The sequence below is a fragment of the Pseudomonas grandcourensis genome (genome assembly GCF_039909015.1).
Taxonomy (GTDB): Bacteria; Pseudomonadota; Gammaproteobacteria; order Pseudomonadales; family Pseudomonadaceae; genus Aquipseudomonas; species Aquipseudomonas grandcourensis.
The window spans coordinates 3,552,799-3,569,451 of the sequence record NZ_CP150919.1; the positions used below are offsets into that span (position 1 = coordinate 3,552,799).

Sequence of the window (16,653 nt, forward strand, 5' to 3'; positions counted from 1 at the left end):
TAATCAGCACAGATTCTTCCCTCCGCAGGAAGACACAAAAACAATAACTGTCCTTCTGTTTCCCGCCGGATGCAGAAAAGGAGTGCACGATGCAACCTTCGGTAAAAGCTCTGCTTGCCCTCACCTGCATGACCCTCAGCAGCGTCAGCCTTGGCGCGCAGACCCTGACCATCGCCACCGTCAACAACAGCGACATGATCCGCATGCAAAAGCTCTCTAGAACCTTCGAGGCCGAGCATCCGGACATCAAGCTCAATTGGGTGGTCCTCGAAGAAAACGTCCTGCGCCAGCGCCTGACCACCGACATCGCCACCCAGGGCGGGCAGTTCGATGTACTGACCATCGGCATGTACGAAGCCGCACTCTGGGGCGCCAAGGGCTGGTTGGAACCAATGACAGATTTGCCGACCAGCTATGCCCTCGACGACGTGTTCCCGTCGGTGCGTGAAGGCCTGTCGGTCAAAGGCTCGCTGTACGCCCTGCCGTTCTACGCCGAAAGCTCCATCACCTATTACCGCACCGACCTGTTCAAGGACGCTGGCCTGACCATGCCCGAGCGTCCGACCTGGGAGCAGATCGGTGAGTTCGCCGCCAAACTGAACAAACCCGAGCAGGAACAGTACGGCATCTGCCTGCGGGGCAAGGCTGGCTGGGGCGAGAACATCGCGCTGATCAGCACGGTGGCCAACGCCTATGGCGCGCGCTGGTTCGATGAAAAGTGGCAGCCGGAATTCAACGGTCCCGAATGGAAAAACGCGCTGAACTTCTATGTCGACACCATGAAGAAATCCGGCCCGCCGGGGGCATCGAGCAACGGATTCAACGAAAACCTGGCGTTGTTCAACAGCGGTAAATGCGCGATCTGGGTCGATGCCAGCGTCGCCGGCTCGTTCGTCACCGACAAGACCCAGAGCAAGGTCACCGATCACGTCGGCTTCACCTATGCGCCGCACCAGGTCACTGACAAGGGCTCGGCCTGGTTGTACTCCTGGGCGCTGGCCATTCCGACCAGTTCTAAGGCCAAGGACGCGGCGAAATCCTTCAGTGCCTGGGCCACGTCAAAAGAATACGGCGCACTGGTCGCGGAAAAGGACGGCATCGCCAACGTGCCGCCGGGCACCCGGGCCTCGACCTACAGCGAGGCGTACATGAGCGCCGCGCCGTTCGCCAGGGTCACGCTGGAGTCGCTCAAGGCCGCGGACCCGAGCAAGCCGGGCGCCAGGCCTGTGCCGTACATCGGCATCCAGTTGGTGACCATTCCCGAGTTCCAGGGCATTGGTACCCAGGTCGGCAAATCCTTCTCGGCGGCGCTGATCGGCCAGACCACGGTCGACCAGGCGTTGGCAGCGGCCCAGCAAACCACCGAACGCGAGATGAAGCGCGCGGGTTATCCCAAGTAACCCAAATCTCGCTCTCGCCTTCTGTGGGAGCGAGCCTGCTCGCGAAGAGGCCGGTACAACCGACGCATTTTCGTGACTGATAGAGCGCTTTCGCAAGCAGGCTCGCTCCCACAGTTGATCTTCATAGCCTGTACCCAATCGGTTCAACACCATGAATACATCAACTGCCAAAGCTCACATGGACATTGCCCAACCCCAGCGCAAAAGCCGCGTGACCAATCCCGGCTGGTTCCTGGTCAGCCCTTCGGTGGCCTTGCTGCTGTTGTGGATGATCGTACCGCTGGGTATGACCGTCTACTTCTCGACAATTCGCTACAACTTGCTCAACCCCGGCGAGAACGAGTTCGTCGGGTTGGAAAACTTCACCTACTTCCTCACCGACTCGGGCTTCCTGCCCGGCGCCACCAACACGCTGTTGCTGGTAGGCAGCGTGCTGCTGATCAGTGTGGTGTTCGGTGTGCTGATCAGTGCGTTGCTTGAGGCCAGTGAGTTTTTCGGTCGCGGCATCGTGCGGGTGATGCTGATCTCTCCCTTCTTCATCATGCCCACCGTCGGCGCGCTTATCTGGAAAAACCTGATTTTCCATCCGGTGTCGGGGATCCTCGCTTACGTCTGGAAGCTGTTCGGCGCGCAACCGGTGGACTGGCTGGCGCACTACCCGCTGCTGTCGATCATCATCATTGTTTCGTGGCAATGGCTACCCTTCGCGATCCTGATCCTGATGACCGCCATGCAGTCCCTCGACCAGGAACAGAAGGAAGCCGCGCGCCTGGACGGCGCCGGGCCCATCGCGATTTTCTGGCACCTGACCCTGCCACACCTGGCGCGGCCGATCGCGGTGGTGGTGATGATCGAAACCATCTTCCTGCTCTCGGTGTTTGCCGAAATCTTCACCACCACCAACGGCGGCCCCGGCTACGCCTCGACCAACCTCGCCTACCTGATCTACAACCAGGCGCTGGTGCAGTTCGACGTCGGCATGGCCTCGGCGGGCGGCCTGATCGCCGTGGTCATCGCCAACATCGCCGCGATCATCCTGGTGCGGATGATCGGCAAAAACCTGACCGACAAAGCCTGAGGCCTGCCATGACTCTTCAACAATACCGTCGCCTGCAAAGCCTGCTGCTCGGTACGCTGGCCTGGGCCATCGCGATCGTGATTTTCTTCCCGATCTTCTGGATGGTACTGACCAGTTTCAAAACCGAAATCGACGCGTTCGCCACGCCACCGCAGTTCATCTTCATGCCGACGCTGGAGAACTACCTGCACATCAACGAGCGCAGCGACTATTTCAGCTTTGCCTGGAACTCGGTGGTGATTTCCTTCAGCGCCACGGCCCTGTGCCTGCTGATCGCGGTGCCGGCCGCCTACTCCATGGCGTTCTACGAAACCCAGCGCACCAGAGGCACGCTGCTGTGGATGCTCTCGACCAAAATGCTGCCGCCAGTGGGCGTGCTGATGCCGATCTACCTGCTGGCCAAGAGTTTCGGCCTGCTCGATACGCGGATCGCGCTGATCGTGATCTACACGCTGATCAACCTGCCGATCGTGGTCTGGATGATTTACACCTACTTCAAGGACATCCCCAGGGACATCCTCGAGGCCGCGCGACTGGACGGCGCAACGCTGGCCCAGGAGATGCTGCGGGTGTTGCTGCCCATCGCCAAGGGCGGCCTGGCATCCACGGTGCTGCTGTCGCTGATCCTGTGCTGGAACGAGGCCTTCTGGTCGCTGAACCTGACCTCGTCGAAAGCCGCGCCATTGACCGCCTTGATCGCCTCGTACTCAAGCCCCGAAGGGCTGTTCTGGGCCAAGTTGTCGGCCGTCTCGACCCTGGCCTGTGCGCCGATCCTGATCTTCGGCTGGATCAGCCAGAAACAACTGGTGCGCGGCCTGTCGTTCGGCGCCGTGAAATAGCCCCCAAAGAATAAGCACAAAAGGAGCGCCACCATGGCCAACCTGAAAATCAAGAATCTGCAAAAAGGCTTCGAAGGCTTTTCCATCATCAAGGGCATCGACCTGGAAGTGAACGACAAGGAGTTCGTGGTTTTCGTCGGCCCGTCGGGCTGCGGTAAATCCACGCTGCTGCGGTTGATCGCGGGGCTTGAGGAAGTCAGCGACGGCACCATCGAGCTCGATGGCCGCGACATCACCGAAGTGAGCCCGGCCAAGCGCGACCTCGCAATGGTGTTCCAGACGTACGCCCTGTACCCGCACATGAGCGTGCGCAAGAACATGTCGTTCGCCCTCGACCTGGCCGGCGTGGCGAAAGCCGAAGTGGAGAAAAAGGTCGGCGAAGCGGCGCGCATCCTCGAACTGGGGCCGATGCTGGAGCGCAAGCCCAAACAACTGTCCGGCGGTCAGCGCCAACGCGTGGCGATTGGCCGGGCCATCGTGCGCAACCCGAAAGTCTTCCTGTTCGACGAGCCGTTGTCCAACCTCGATGCGGCCCTGCGGGTGCAGATGCGCCTGGAACTGTTGCGCCTGCACAAAGAACTGCAAGCCACGATGATCTACGTGACTCACGATCAGGTCGAAGCGATGACCATGGCCGACAAAGTGGTCGTACTCAATGGCGGCAAGATCGAGCAAGTCGGTTCGCCGCTGGATCTCTATCACCAGCCTGCCAATCTGTTCGTCGCCGGTTTCCTGGGGACGCCGAAAATGGGCTTCCTCAAGGGCAAGGTCACCCGCGTCGACAACCAGGGTTGCGAAGTGCAACTGGACGCCGGAACCCGCATCAACCTGCCCTTGAGCGGCAGGAATCTGAGCGTCGGCAGTGCGGTGACGCTGGGCATTCGCCCGGAGCATCTGGAGTTGGCCAAACCCGGCGACTGCACCTTGCAGGTCACCGCCGATGTCAGCGAACGCCTGGGCAGCGACACCTTCTGCCACGTCCGGACGGCATCCGGCGAAGCCCTGACCCTGCGCGTTCGCGGCGATCTGGCCAGCCGCTACGGTGAATCCCTGAGCCTGCATCTGGATGCGCAACACTGCCATTTATTCGATGCCGACGGCGTGGCGTTGACCCGCCCGCTGCGCGTCGCTGCCTGATTTCAGAGAGCCTGCGATGAAACTGAACAAACTCAACCTCAACCGCCTGGCCCCTGAAGTGGTCCTGCCCGCCTACGCCTTGGGCGAGACCCGCCAAGGCATCGCGCACATCGGCGTCGGCGGTTTCCACCGTGCCCATCAGGCGTACTACACCGACGCCTTGATGAATACCGGTGAAGGCCTGGACTGGGCCATCTGCGGTGTCGGCCTGCGCGCTGAAGACCGCCGTGCCCGTGACGATCTCAAGGATCAGGATTATCTGTTCACCCTGTTCGAACTTGGCGATCGCGACGACACCGAAGTGCGGGTGATCGGCGCCATCCGCGACATGCTGCTGGCCGAAGACGACGCCCAGGCATTGATCGACAAACTGGCCAGCCCCGAGATCCGCATCGTCTCGCTGACCATCACCGAAGGCGGTTACTGCATCGACGACAGCACCGGCGAGTTCATGGCGCACTTGCCGCAGATCCAGCATGACCTGGCGCACCCTGGCACCCCGATAACCGTGTTCGGTTTCCTCTGTGCGGCACTGGCCAGGCGCCGCGCCGCCGGCACAGTGGCCTTCACCCTGATGTCCTGCGATAACCTGCCCCACAACGGCGCCGTCACCCGCAAGGCTCTGCTGGCCTTCGCCGCCTTGCGCGACAGCCAGTTGCGCGACTGGATCGACACCAACGTCAGTTTCCCCAACGCGATGGTCGACCGCATCACGCCGATGACCAGCACCCTTCATCGCCTGCAACTGGCGGACCGGCATGGCGTGGACGATGCCTGGCCGGTGGTTTGCGAACCCTTCGCGCAATGGGTGCTGGAAGACCGGTTCGTCAACGGTCGACCGGCCTGGGAAAAGGTCGGCGTGCAATTCACCGACGACGTCACGCCCTACGAAGAAATGAAGATCAAGCTGCTCAACGGCAGTCATCTGGCGTTGACGTACCTGGGGTTCCTGAAGGGTTACCGCTTCGTCCACGAGGCCATGAACGACCCGCTGTTCGTGCGTTACATGCGCGCCTACATGGACCTGGACGTGACGCCACAGCTGCCGGCGGTGCCGGGAATCGACTTGAGCGAATACAAGAACACCCTGATGGCGCGGTTTTCCAATCAGGCGATTGCCGATCAGCTTGAACGGGTGTGTTCGGACGGCTCGTCGAAGTTTCCGAAATTCACCGTACCAACCATCAACCGCTTGATCGCCGATGGCCGCGAGACCAAGCGCGCGGCTTTGGTGGTGGCGGCGTGGGCGCTGTACCTCAAGGGCGTGGATGAACAAGGCGAGACCTACACGATTGCGGATCCGCGGGCGGCGTTCTGCCAGGCACTGGTGGCCGATGATGTGCTGATTACCCAGCGCTTGCTGGCGGTCGAGGAGATTTTCGGCACGCAGATTGCGCGCTCGCCGGAGTTTGTCGCGGCGTTCGAGTGGTGCTGCAACAGTTTGCGCGAGGTTGGGGTGTCGCGGACGTTGGAGCGGGTGCTGGCTTGAGGTCGGTGGTGTAGCAACTGCCGTCATCGCGAGCCTGCTCGCGATGAGGGTTTACTGATTTCCAAGGATCTTGCATGACAACCCGACAACTCTTCCTCGGCATCGATTGCGGCACCCAGGGCACCAAAGCCATCATCCTCGATGCAGCCAATGGTGAAGTGCTAGGCCTGGGAGCCGCCAGCCACAGCCTGATCAGCGGCCCCAATGGCCGTCGCGAACAGGACACCCGGCAGTGGCTGGAAGCCTTCGCCACCGCCACCCGTCGCGCCCTCCTCGCGGCCAAAGTCGATGGTCAGTCGATTCTCGGCATTGGCGTCTCCGGTCAGCAACACGGCCTGGTGCTGCTCGACGATCAGGGCAAGGTGTTGCGTGCGGCCAAACTCTGGTGCGATACCGAAACCACCCCGGAAAATGATCGACTGCTGGCCCACCTCGGTGGCGAAAAGGGTTCGCTGGAGCGCCTCGGCGTGGTCATCGCGCCGGGCTACACCGTCTCCAAGCTGTTATGGACCAAAGAGCAGCATCCCGAGGTGTTCTCCCGGATCGCCCGCATCTTGCTGCCCCACGATTACCTCAACCACTGGCTCACGGGCCGCAGTTGCAGCGAATACGGTGATGCCTCGGGCACCGGGTATTTCAATGTGCGAACGCGCCAGTGGGATGTGCAATTGTTGCGTGACATCGACCCCAGCGGGCGCCTGCAAGCCGCGCTGCCGGAAGTGATCGATGCCCACCAGGCGGTCGGTACCATTCTCCCGGACATCGCCGAACATCTGGGTATAAACCCGAAGGCCCTGGTCTCTTGCGGCGGCGGTGACAACATGATGGGCGCCATCGGCACCGGCAACATCCAGCCCGGTGCAATCACCATGAGCCTCGGCTCGTCGGGCACGGTGTACGCCTACGCCGATCAGCCGAACGTCGCCGCGGATGCCGCGGTAGCCACCTTCTGTTCTTCGAGCGGCGGCTGGTTGCCTTTGATCTGCACCATGAACCTGACCAATGCCACCGGCCTGATTCGTGACCTGCTGGAGCTCGACATCGATCAGTTCAACGAGCTGGTTGCCCAGGCGCCGATCGGTGCCGACGGTGTTTGCATGCTGCCGTTCTTCAATGGCGAGCGGGTGCCCGCCCTGCCCCATGCCAGCGCCGGCCTGTCGGGCCTGACCATGACTAACCTGACCCGGGCCAATCTGTGCCGCGCAGTGGTTGAGGGCACGACGTTCGGTTTGCGCTACGGACTGGACCTGCTACGCCACAATGGCTTACAAAACCGCAGCATTCGGCTGATCGGCGGTGGCTCGAAAAGTGCGATCTGGCGGCAAATCGTCGCCGACACCATGAATACACCGGTGATCTGCACCGAACAAAGCGAGGCCGCTGCCTTGGGTGCGGCGATTCAGGCGGCCTGGTGCGTCTCCCGGGCGAACGGGCGCGAAGACAACCTGGCGGATTTGTGCGAGCGCTGCGTAAAACTCGACCCGGCCAGTAAAACCCTGCCGGTCGCCGACAATGTACAAGCCTGTCAGCTGGCGTATGAACGCTATCAACAGCAAGTCGCAACCCTAATTAAAGAGTGAACAACTATGTACCTGGTGTGTGGCGAAGCGCTGTTCGATTTTTTCAGTGAAAACGACGCCAGTGGGCTGGCGTCCAAAGTGAACTTCAAGGCCATTGCCGGTGGCTCGCCGTTCAACGTGGCGGTGGGCTTGCGCCGCTTGGGCGTGGACGCGGCGCTGTTGGCCGGGTTGTCCACCGACTACCTGGGCCGGCGCCTGCTGCAAGTGTTGCAGGATGAGGGCGTGTGCCAGGACTACCTGCTGGATTTTGCCGCGCCGACCACCCTGGCAATGGTCGCCGTGGGGGCCAATGGCTCGCCGCAGTACAGCTTCCGTGGCGAAGGCTGCGCGGATCGACAGTTGCAACCGGAACACCTGCCGGCACTCGGGCCTGAAGTGCGCGGCCTGCATATCGGCTCGTTTTCCGTGGTGGTGCAGCCGATTGCCGACACGCTATTGGCATTGGTGCGCCGGGAGAGCGGCAAGCGCCTGATCAGCCTCGATCCGAACGTGCGCCTGAACCCGGAGCCGGACATCGACTTGTGGCGTAACCGGATCGCGACGCTGGTGGAGTTGGCCGACCTGATCAAGGTCAGCGACGAGGACCTGCATCTGTTGTACCCAGGCAAGGACCCGGCGCAGGTGATCGAAGGCTGGTTGCAGCACCGCTGTCAGCTGGTCTTCCTGACCCGGGGTGGCGCTGGCGCTAGCGTGTTCAGCCGGGCTCACGGTTCGTGGTCGACTCCCGCCTCTGCGGTAAAAATAGTCGACACCGTGGGCGCGGGCGATACCTTTCAGGCGGCGCTGATTACCTGGTTGACCGAACAGCAACTGGACTCGGTAGAGGGTGTGAAACAACTTGGCCGCGAGCAGATCGACCGCATGCTGAAGTTCGCGGTTCAGGCGGCGGCGCTGACGTGCAGCAAGACCGGGCCGGACTTGCCTTATCGCAAGCAACTGGATTTGCGCTGAGTGCGAGGGCCTCATCGCGAGCAGGCTCGCTGCCACAGGGTTGCGGGTGGTTCAAAGCATTTGTGTCCACCCTTGTTCGCAATGACTTTCCATCAGGCGCCCTATGGTCTTAACTGATACACAGGATCGCGCATCCGCGACAGGCGGTGTTCAGCCGGGTTAACCCTCGCTTAACCGTGCGATCCGACACTTCACTGGACCGCACGCCCTCAGACTGTTCTGACGCCCAGTGCGGCAAGTTCGACAAGCGACACATCGAACTGACATTCCGTCCGCACCGGAGATCGCTGATGAACACTCGCACCCTGCTGGTTACCGCCGCCCTCGCCTGCACCGCGTTTTCCGGTCTGGCTCAGGCCGATGACACCACCACCTCGCAAGCCGTGCCCTATCACTACGGCATGCCATTGCATGTCAGCAAAGTGATTTCACTGACCGAGCCAGACACCCTGGAGTGCAAAGTGGTGAAGGCCGAGATGAAGTACATCGATGACACGGGGAAACCCGCAGAAATTTCCTACCGCAAACTGTCCGACGCTTGCGAGAACCAGAGCTGACAGAAAAGTCTGATTTGGTACCTGGCGGTATTCCTTTGAGGGTTGCGGCGCTATGCTCTAGCGCCTCCCTCTCTGCCCGCAAGGATTGGCCATGCAGTTGTCGTTTCGCACGCTGTCGACGTTTACCGCCGCCTTATGTCTTTTGCTGAGCCTGGTTTGGGGCTTTGCACCGCAATGGTTATTATCGTTCTGGGATATCGAGTTTTCATTCGCGGCGGGATTGGTCGCGCGACGTACCGCCGTGCTGTTTGGGGCGTTGAGCGTGATCTCTTTTCTGGTTCGCAACGAGCCCCCTTGCGCAACCCGCAATGCGCTGAGCCTCGGCTTCGTCGTCGGCTGTTGGGGATTGGCTGTGCTGGGTTTTGTCGAATGGCTCGACGGCCATGTCGGGCCGGGCATTTTGCTGGCGGTCGGGGTTGAACTGGCGCTGGGCCTGGCGTTCTTCCAGACCCGGCGCGTGTCCGTCGAACTCGAAACAGCAGGCTAGAGCGCTTTGCCCAGCATGGAGTGCGGTTCGACCTCGCCGTGATGTTGTCTGGAACGCAGTTGGGCAATCAACTCGTTGATTTCCCGACAACCATTGAGCCCGGAGGCATCGATGCCTGTGACCAATAGATCGAGCTGATCGGTTTGCCCGTCTGCATAGACCTTGACGGTCATCGACAGGTCCGGTGACAGGGTGCACTGGCAGCGCTTGGGTAGAAAACTGCTTTCGATGATATTGCGAATTTCCAAGGCAGAAAGAAACATGGCGACTCCCTCCTTTGTGAGACTGCTCGACGATCTTTGCTTGCTCATTTGAAATCCCGGCAAGCTTCAAGGACAGCTACAGCATAAAACATACCCTGAACTTCGTTGTGCAGTTCATCGGCAATTCAAGAGTCCGGACGAGTTACCTGTAAAGCCTGTCATGCAATTTGCAATTATAGACCCTGGCGTCCCTGCAATTTGCGCACCGGGCATCCCGGGTTTGCATTCACTGCACATGACAGTGAAAATGCCGCCCTTCACTTCAAGCAAGGAGGCATCATGAATTCGTTGACCGTTAACGCTTGCACAGCGCTGTTCGCACTGGGGCTTGCCGGCGTAGCGCACGCCACCAAACTCGAAGACACCGCACCCTATCCGAAAGCAGAAAGCGGGTTTACCCGCCAGGTGATCCACCTCGCGCCACAGACTCGGGAGAACGACTTCCAGGTCGAGATCCTGGCTGGCAAGACCATGACTGTCGACTGCAACAACCCGCGTCTGGGCGGCATTCTCGAGGAGAAGAACCTCGAGGGTTGGGGGTATCCGTTCTATCGCCTGGAAAAAGTCATTGGCCCGATGAGCACGCTGATGGCCTGCCCGGCGGGCACCAGCAAGCAGGGTTTTGTACCGGTGGTCGGTGACGGTTTCCTGCTGCGTTACAACAGCAAGTTGCCGCTTGTGCTGTACGTGCCCAAGGACATCGAAGTGCGCTATCGGATCTGGTCGGCCTCGACCAAGGTCGAGAAAGCCGTGCAGGAATAACCCGGCCATCCGGCGGACGCTCGCGGTGCCCGCTGTCGACCGGCCCATGCATCATGCCGGGGTGCCACTCAACGCGGCGCGCTCGGCCACGTGCCCCAGGCTGTCGAAGTTGATATTGGCACCCGAGTCGATCGCCACCAGTGTCTGCCCCAAGGCACCGGTCTGTGCGACGTACTTCTTGATCCCGGCAACGGCCAACGCGCCGGAAGGTTCGGTGATCGAGCGGGTATCGTCGTAGATATTCTTGATCGCAGCGCAAAGCTCATCGTTGCTGACCGTCATTACCTCATCGACGCAAAACCGGCAGACCTCGAAACCGTAAGCGCCGATCTGCGCCACCGCCACCCCATCGGCGAAGGTGCCGACGCTCGGCAGCACGACCCGTTCGCCGGCATGCATCGCCGCTTGCAGGCACGCGGAATGTTCTGACTCGACGCCAATGATGCGAACTTCCGGCCGCAGGTATTTGACGTAAGCGGCGATACCCGCGATCAGCCCGCCGCCGCCCACCGGCACGAAGATCGCGTCCAGCGGCCCCTGATACTGGCGCAGGATCTCCATGGCCACAGTGCCTTGCCCCGCGATCACCTCCGGGTCGTCGAAGGGCGATACAAAGGTGCGACCGGTTTCCCCGGCCAGATCCAGTGCATAGGCCAGTGCAAACGGAAAACTTTCGCCGTGCAACACCGCATCGGCGCCGCGACTGCGTACCCCGATGACCTTGAGTTGCGGCGTCGTGCAGGGCATGACGATGGTGGCGTTGATCCCCAGTTCCCGCGCCGCCAGCGCCACACCCTGCGCATGATTGCCGGCAGAAGCCGTGACCACGCCACGAGCCTTTTGCGTCTCGCTCAGTTGCACCAGCTTGTTGTAGGCACCGCGGATCTTGAAGGAAAAGGTCGGTTGCAGGTCTTCGCGCTTGAGCAGGATCTGGTTGCCCAAGGCTTCGGACAAGGCCGGCGCCGGTTGCAACGGCGTGCGCACGGCTAGTTCATAGACCGGCGCGGCAAGGATTTTTTTGACGTAGTGTTCAAGCAGGCTTTGCTGGTCGGTCGTAAAACTCATGGTCGTCTCCTGACATTATTCGGGGATCGGGAGACAGAAAGTAAAAACCCGCCTCCAGGGCGGGTTGGGTGCTGCAGTCGTGAGCTAGCCCGCCAAATGAGGAATGGCGGTAATAATGCTTGGCTGGCAGCGCAATACGGTAGAAGTCATGGCTCGAAATTAGCCGTACGTTGATGGCAAGTCAATGGCAAGTTTGCGGTGGTCGCTATAGGCTACTGGTTCTATTCATTGCCCAAGGAAGGAAAACATGAAGGCCATCGCCCTGCCCCTTATCGCCTTGATCGCTTTTACCGGCTACACGGTTTCAGTGATGCTCCAGGCCGAACAATCGCTGATCGACTTCGGCATCAGCCTGATGTCACGCCCCAATACCGCGCAGGTGGTGATCGATCTTTACCTGCTGGCAACACTGGCGGGGCTCTGGATGTATCAGGATGCGCGAAAACGCGGGCAGTCGGTGGTTTCTGTGGTGCCTTATCTGCTGATCACCGCAGTGTTTGTTTCGATTGGGCCATTGTTGTATCTGGTGGTACGCGGGTTTCAGGATCAGAAGAGATCGGTTGCCGCGACTCGGCAGGTCTGACCCGTCCCAATGATGGGGCTTGACATTGCTATCGCGGCTGCAGAACTCGCCAACGGCAGGTTATTTCAAACCCACCTTGTATAACCCGCCGTTTTCCTCATCGGTCAATACATACAAGTAGCCGTCCGGCCCCTGCCGCACATCGCGGATGCGTTGTTTCAACTCCCCAAGCAAGCGCTCCTCGTGGATCACCTTGTCGCCATCGAACTCCAGGCGGATCAGCTCCTGACTGACCAACGCGCCGATAAACACGTTGCGCTGCCAGGCCTTGAAACGATCGGCATCGTAGAACGCCATGCCACTCAGGCCCGGGGATTTTTCCCAGACGTGGTTCGGGGCAACGGTGCCTTCGGCGGTTTCACCTTTGGCTTCGGGAATCGGTTGACCTGAGTAGTTGATGCCATGGGTCGCCAGCGGCCAACCGTAATTCTTGCCGCGCTCGATGATGTTGATTTCATCGCCGCCCAGAGGGCCGTGTTCGTTTTCCCACAGCGTGCCGTTCCACGGGTTGAGCGCTGCGCCTTGCGGGTTGCGTTGCCCGTAGGACCAGATCTCCGGGCGTACGTTGGCCTGGCCGACAAAGGGGTTGTCCTTGGGCACCGTACCGTCCGGGTAGATGCGAACCACTTTGCCTTGCAGCTTGTCGAGGTCCTGGGCGGTCAGGCGGTCGTTGTTTTCCCCCAGGGTCACGAACAGATAGCCGTCGCGATCAAACACCAGTCGCGAGCCAAAATGGTTGCCGACCGAGAGTTTGGGTTCCTGACGCAGGATCACCTGGAAATCCTTGAGCGCCGTCATATCGTCGGAGAGCCGGCCGCGGCCCACCGCAGTGCCGGCCTTGTCTCCCTTACCATCACCTTCTGCATAGGACAGATAGACCATCCGGTCCTGTTTGAAATCGGGCGACAACGCCACATCGAGCAATCCACCCTGCCCCTTGGCCCAGACTGTGGGGACGCCATTGAGCGGTGCCGACAGTTTGCCGTCGGCGGTCACCACCCGCAGGTTGCCGGGCCGTTCGGTCACCAGCATGTTTTTACGATCCGGCAAGAATGCCAGGGCCCAGGGGTGCTCAAGCCCCGTCACAACGGGCGTGACCTCAAGGGTGCCTTCTTCGCTTTTCATCGTCTGGGCCGGCGCTGCAAGCACAGGGACTGTGATGCTGATCAATGCGCCGGCACAGAGGGTTGCCAACAGGTTTTTACGCAACATGCAGGATTCCTTTTCTGATGAAAAAAGCTTGCTGAAAAGTAGCTGTCATACGTCATGCCTGCCACTCATCGGTTGCTGGTACCGGTCTCTCGTGGGGGTGGATTGGGAATGAATGTCGGTGGGCTGGCGGGCGCTGTCCGGTCGGGGTAGCGATTACCGATGCCTCCGTTGTCCAGCGTCGGCGGGCGCGGAACCGGCACGGTATTGGGCCCGCGTATGGCCGGGGCACTGGGTTGGGTGCCTTGCATGCTGTTGGGATTGGCCCGGTGAATCGGACTGTTGTAAGGATTGTTTCGGGTACTGCCCGGCAGGTTCTGGGCCAACTGCAACGAAGCAGAGACATCGGCCTGGACCAAAGGGCCTAGTACGCCACTCAAGGCCAGTGCAATGACGCCAAACACGTATCGGTTCATGGGGTGCCTCTCTGCGTCCGCGTGGATAAGGACTTCGATACCACGCTACGCCCGAGGTTCGGATTTGTTAACCAAAAACTCCCCGGCACAATGTAATACGACGTTGACCGGGCCTCTTCACGAGCAGGCTCGCTTGTATGTTTAGACTTGAAGGGGTGGGCATTCATGACATTTGTGGTTGGCTCAAAACCTGTGGGAGCGTGACTTGCCCGCGATGAGGCCTGCCGCCCGAACACCCGGCTCAGATCAGAATGAACACCACCAGCAACCCGGCAAAGATCGACCACTTTTCAAGGTAGTAAAGCTTGCGGTTGCGCTTTTTCAGGTCCTTGGCACGCAGGCGTACCTTGTAGACCTTGCTGAACAGTCGGTTGAGCCCGCCGGTCCGGTCCCCGTCCTCGTTCGGTGCGCCTGCCGCCGACATGACAGTGCGGCTGAACCAGCGATTGAATGCCGCAGCCCACTGATGCTTCATCGGCCGCTCGACGTCGCAGAACAAAATGATGCGGTTGTGCGGCGTGGTGTTCTCTGCGTAATGAATGTAGGTCTCATCGAACATCACCGCTTCACCATCGCGCCAATGGTAGTCCTGGCCATCGACATTGATATAGCAACCTTCAGCGTTGGGTGTGTCCAGTCCGAGGTGATAACGGTACGAACCTGCATACGGGTCGCGATGGCGCACCAGTCTGGAGCCCGGTGGCAACTCGGCGAACATCGCCGCCTTGATCGAGCCAATGCCCTGTACCAGTTCGGTGGTGCGCGGGCAGAGTTTCATGGCCGACGGATGGCTATCGCCGTACCACTTCAGATAGAAGCGCTTCCAGCCGGTCTTGAAAAACGAGTTGAAACCGACGTCATCGTATTGGTTCGAACGCTTGATCTCGCCGGCGCGAAGCAAGTTCTGGCCTTCGGCACGAATTTCTTCCCAGTGCGCCTGCAGCGGGCTCAGGTCGGGAAAGTCAGCCGGATCGAGATACGGTTTGTTAGGGATTTTCGAAAACAGGTAAAGAAAGCAATTGATCGGTGCCAGGAACGTCGAATGATCACTCAACTGGCGACCCAGCTTGTGGCGCACTCGGCCACGCAGGTGGACATACGCAATAGAGACAACGTAGATAACGGCAATGATCAGTTTCACGGAAATCGTCACACATCAGAAGTGAACAAATTGCTCTACCCTGCAGGTCAACGGTCCAGGGCCTTGTGTAGCGCATGAAAACGATACAGCGGTCCGGCGCCCGTCCTTGAGCACTGCCGAATGTCGGCAAAGGTGAAAGATGGCATTTTAGCCACCATCTGTAACCAATTGTTAGCTATCATCTGTGAAAATTTGCCCCTGCCGCGGTCACCCCGTCGCAGTGGCCTCGCTGCCTGATCGTAAAGGATCGAGATGAACTGGAAAATCTCGGCTCTCGCTCGGCTCGCAACACGCAACTCCCCAAGATTTATTTAGAGTTAACGGAAAACTCGATGAAAACATCTAACTTGAACTCCACCCGTCATACAAAGAAGTAGCAATATCATTCAAAATGCATAAAATCTCGAAAAAAATCGACCAACAGCGTGAAGCAGGACAAAAAAAATGAAGCTCTCTACCTTGCTGAGCAGGGACAATAATAATCTCGATATTTTCCGTGTTATAGCCGCGTGCATGGTTATTTATGGTCACGCCTATGCGCTCGTTCCGCACAGTAGTGCAGACACAGACTTCATTGCCCGACTTCTTAAATTCGATTACTCAGGATCACTCGCGGTAAATGTATTTTTCTTTCTTAGTGGATTGGTCGTCACTAACAGCCTCCTTTCAAAGCGGTCCCCCATAGACTTTATTATAGCCAGAGCGTTCCGCATCTGGCCGGCCTTGATATTCACAGTAGTGGTAACCGCTACGATAATAGGGCCAATAGTTACCACACTACCAATCGATCAATATTTTCAAGACCCCGCCACGCTTAAATATGTAACCAACAATATTACAATGTCTATTACTCATTCACTTCCAGGGGTGTTTGAATCAAATTTTTTCAAGTCTGCGGTCAATGGTTCACTATGGACAATACCCTATGAAATAGCGGCTTATACGACTCTTCTCGCGTTCTTCATGCTGGGAGCGTCCAAAAGCAAATGGATTGCAATTTCAATATTTTTGATTATTGCCGCCACTCCTTTTCTGCCAGAGTACCTTAAACTTTCATTTCTTCCATCTTCCAAATTAGCCGTCATGCTAGCTCCGTGCTTTGCTGCCGGTGCAATCCTTGCCTTACTTAAAGACCATATACATATAAATCTTCACGTCGCCTCGGGACTGTGGATCCTCTATTTCCTGATAAACAACTCCTCAATTGTTCCCTACCTGTTTTATTCCGCACTATTTGTTTCAATACTTTATCTTTCAAGCCTCACCCTCATAATCAAACTAAAAATGAAATCTGATATATCCTACGGGATCTATCTTTGGGGTTTCCCCGTCCAACAGCTTCTTGCAGCCTATTTTTCAGCGCAAGGCATTATATTCAACCAGATAAGTGCAATGATCATCTGCTGTATATTGGGTTACGCTTCGTGGATGCTGATTGAAAAAAACTGCTCGAAATACGGCTCAACGCTTGCGAAAAAACTCCATCGACTATCCACTCCCAAGACAGCAACTTGTACCACGCAGGAGCTTTAAAAAGGGTCCTATCAGGTCCGCCAATTGCCAACCAGTAAATCAGGGTGGAACCGATTTTCACTATGCTGCGCAACGAATGCATGCCAATGGTCTGATGAATCGCCAGGTTGACATCCGTTGCTCGTTGCTGCGCGTGTCGTCGAGGAGCGCCCCAATACCGGCG

Annotated in this window: 17 protein-coding genes; 12 read left to right on the forward strand and 5 right to left on the reverse strand. The window is 58.8% G+C overall.

What is annotated here, in order from left to right; translation table 11 throughout:
- Positions 1-89 precede the first annotated feature (89 nt).
- The 9 genes from AABM52_RS15820 (at position 90) to AABM52_RS15860 (ending at position 9,518) form a co-directional block, all read left to right on the forward strand.
- Complete coding sequence (locus AABM52_RS15820; RefSeq protein ID WP_347906679.1) at positions 90-1,400, forward strand: sugar ABC transporter substrate-binding protein; 1,311 nt, start codon at positions 90-92, stop codon at positions 1,398-1,400.
- A gap of 178 nt (positions 1,401-1,578) precedes the next feature.
- The gene (locus AABM52_RS15825) at positions 1,579-2,478 is read left to right on the forward strand and encodes a sugar ABC transporter permease (RefSeq protein WP_347912636.1); all 900 of its coding nucleotides are present in this window, start codon (positions 1,579-1,581) and stop codon (positions 2,476-2,478) included.
- Between the two features lie 8 nt (positions 2,479-2,486).
- Positions 2,487-3,317, forward strand: coding sequence for a carbohydrate ABC transporter permease (locus tag AABM52_RS15830; protein WP_347906681.1), 831 nt, complete (start codon positions 2,487-2,489; stop codon positions 3,315-3,317).
- A 33-nt stretch (positions 3,318-3,350) separates the two neighbouring features.
- Complete coding sequence (locus AABM52_RS15835; protein ID WP_347906683.1) at positions 3,351-4,454, forward strand: sn-glycerol-3-phosphate ABC transporter ATP-binding protein UgpC; 1,104 nt, start codon at positions 3,351-3,353, stop codon at positions 4,452-4,454.
- Positions 4,455-4,470: 16 nt separating this feature from the next.
- Entirely contained in the window at positions 4,471-5,943 is a 1,473-nt protein-coding gene (locus tag AABM52_RS15840; RefSeq protein ID WP_347906685.1) for a mannitol dehydrogenase family protein, read from the forward strand.
- Positions 5,944-6,017: 74 nt separating this feature from the next.
- Positions 6,018-7,523 carry a xylulokinase gene (gene xylB, locus AABM52_RS15845; protein ID WP_347906687.1) on the forward strand — a complete coding sequence of 502 codons (1,506 nt, stop codon included), beginning with the start codon at positions 6,018-6,020 and terminating at the stop codon, positions 7,521-7,523.
- 6 nt (positions 7,524-7,529) lie between these two features.
- Positions 7,530-8,474: a carbohydrate kinase gene (locus AABM52_RS15850; RefSeq protein ID WP_347906689.1), complete on the forward strand. Its 945-nt coding sequence runs from the start codon at positions 7,530-7,532 to the stop codon at positions 8,472-8,474.
- Between the two features lie 290 nt (positions 8,475-8,764).
- The gene (locus AABM52_RS15855) at positions 8,765-9,031 is read left to right on the forward strand and encodes a DUF2790 domain-containing protein (RefSeq protein ID WP_347906690.1); all 267 of its coding nucleotides are present in this window, start codon (positions 8,765-8,767) and stop codon (positions 9,029-9,031) included.
- 91 nt (positions 9,032-9,122) lie between these two features.
- A complete protein-coding gene (locus tag AABM52_RS15860) occupies positions 9,123-9,518 on the forward strand; it encodes a hypothetical protein (RefSeq protein ID WP_347906692.1) in 396 nt (131 codons plus the stop codon).
- Here AABM52_RS15860 and AABM52_RS15865 read toward each other — a convergent pair.
- A complete protein-coding gene (locus AABM52_RS15865; RefSeq protein WP_347906694.1) occupies positions 9,515-9,781 on the reverse strand; it encodes a DUF1652 domain-containing protein in 267 nt (88 codons plus the stop codon). The genes AABM52_RS15860 and AABM52_RS15865 overlap by 4 nt on opposite strands.
- 279 nt (positions 9,782-10,060) lie before the next feature.
- Here AABM52_RS15865 and eco point away from each other — a divergent pair, with 279 nt between their 5' ends.
- Positions 10,061-10,543, forward strand: a complete 483-nt coding sequence (gene eco / locus AABM52_RS15870) for a serine protease inhibitor ecotin (RefSeq protein WP_347906696.1) — start codon at positions 10,061-10,063, stop codon at positions 10,541-10,543.
- A gap of 51 nt (positions 10,544-10,594) precedes the next feature.
- Here the strand turns inward: eco and ilvA are convergent, their stop codons facing one another.
- Complete coding sequence (gene ilvA / locus AABM52_RS15875) at positions 10,595-11,608, reverse strand: threonine ammonia-lyase, biosynthetic (RefSeq protein ID WP_347906698.1); 1,014 nt, start codon at positions 11,606-11,608, stop codon at positions 10,595-10,597.
- A 247-nt stretch (positions 11,609-11,855) separates the two neighbouring features.
- On the opposite strand from ilvA, the gene AABM52_RS15880 reads away from it, so the two are divergent.
- A complete protein-coding gene (locus tag AABM52_RS15880) occupies positions 11,856-12,191 on the forward strand; it encodes a DUF2834 domain-containing protein (RefSeq protein ID WP_347906700.1) in 336 nt (111 codons plus the stop codon).
- Positions 12,192-12,251: 60 nt separating this feature from the next.
- Here AABM52_RS15880 and AABM52_RS15885 read toward each other — a convergent pair whose 3' ends face one another.
- The 3 genes from AABM52_RS15885 to lpxO form a co-directional block, all read right to left on the reverse strand.
- Positions 12,252-13,403, reverse strand: a complete 1,152-nt coding sequence (locus AABM52_RS15885; protein WP_347906702.1) for a PQQ-dependent sugar dehydrogenase — start codon at positions 13,401-13,403, stop codon at positions 12,252-12,254.
- Between the two features lie 65 nt (positions 13,404-13,468).
- Positions 13,469-13,816 (reverse strand): hypothetical protein, encoded by a 348-nt coding sequence (locus AABM52_RS15890; RefSeq protein WP_347906704.1) that lies wholly within the window; start codon positions 13,814-13,816, stop codon positions 13,469-13,471.
- Between the two features lie 241 nt (positions 13,817-14,057).
- Positions 14,058-14,957 carry a lipid A hydroxylase LpxO gene (lpxO, locus tag AABM52_RS15895; RefSeq protein WP_347906706.1) on the reverse strand — a complete coding sequence of 300 codons (900 nt, stop codon included), beginning with the start codon at positions 14,955-14,957 and terminating at the stop codon, positions 14,058-14,060.
- Between the two features lie 444 nt (positions 14,958-15,401).
- On the opposite strand from lpxO, the gene AABM52_RS15900 reads away from it, so the two are divergent.
- A complete protein-coding gene (locus tag AABM52_RS15900; RefSeq protein WP_347906708.1) occupies positions 15,402-16,490 on the forward strand; it encodes an acyltransferase in 1,089 nt (362 codons plus the stop codon).
- Positions 16,491-16,653 lie beyond the last annotated feature (163 nt).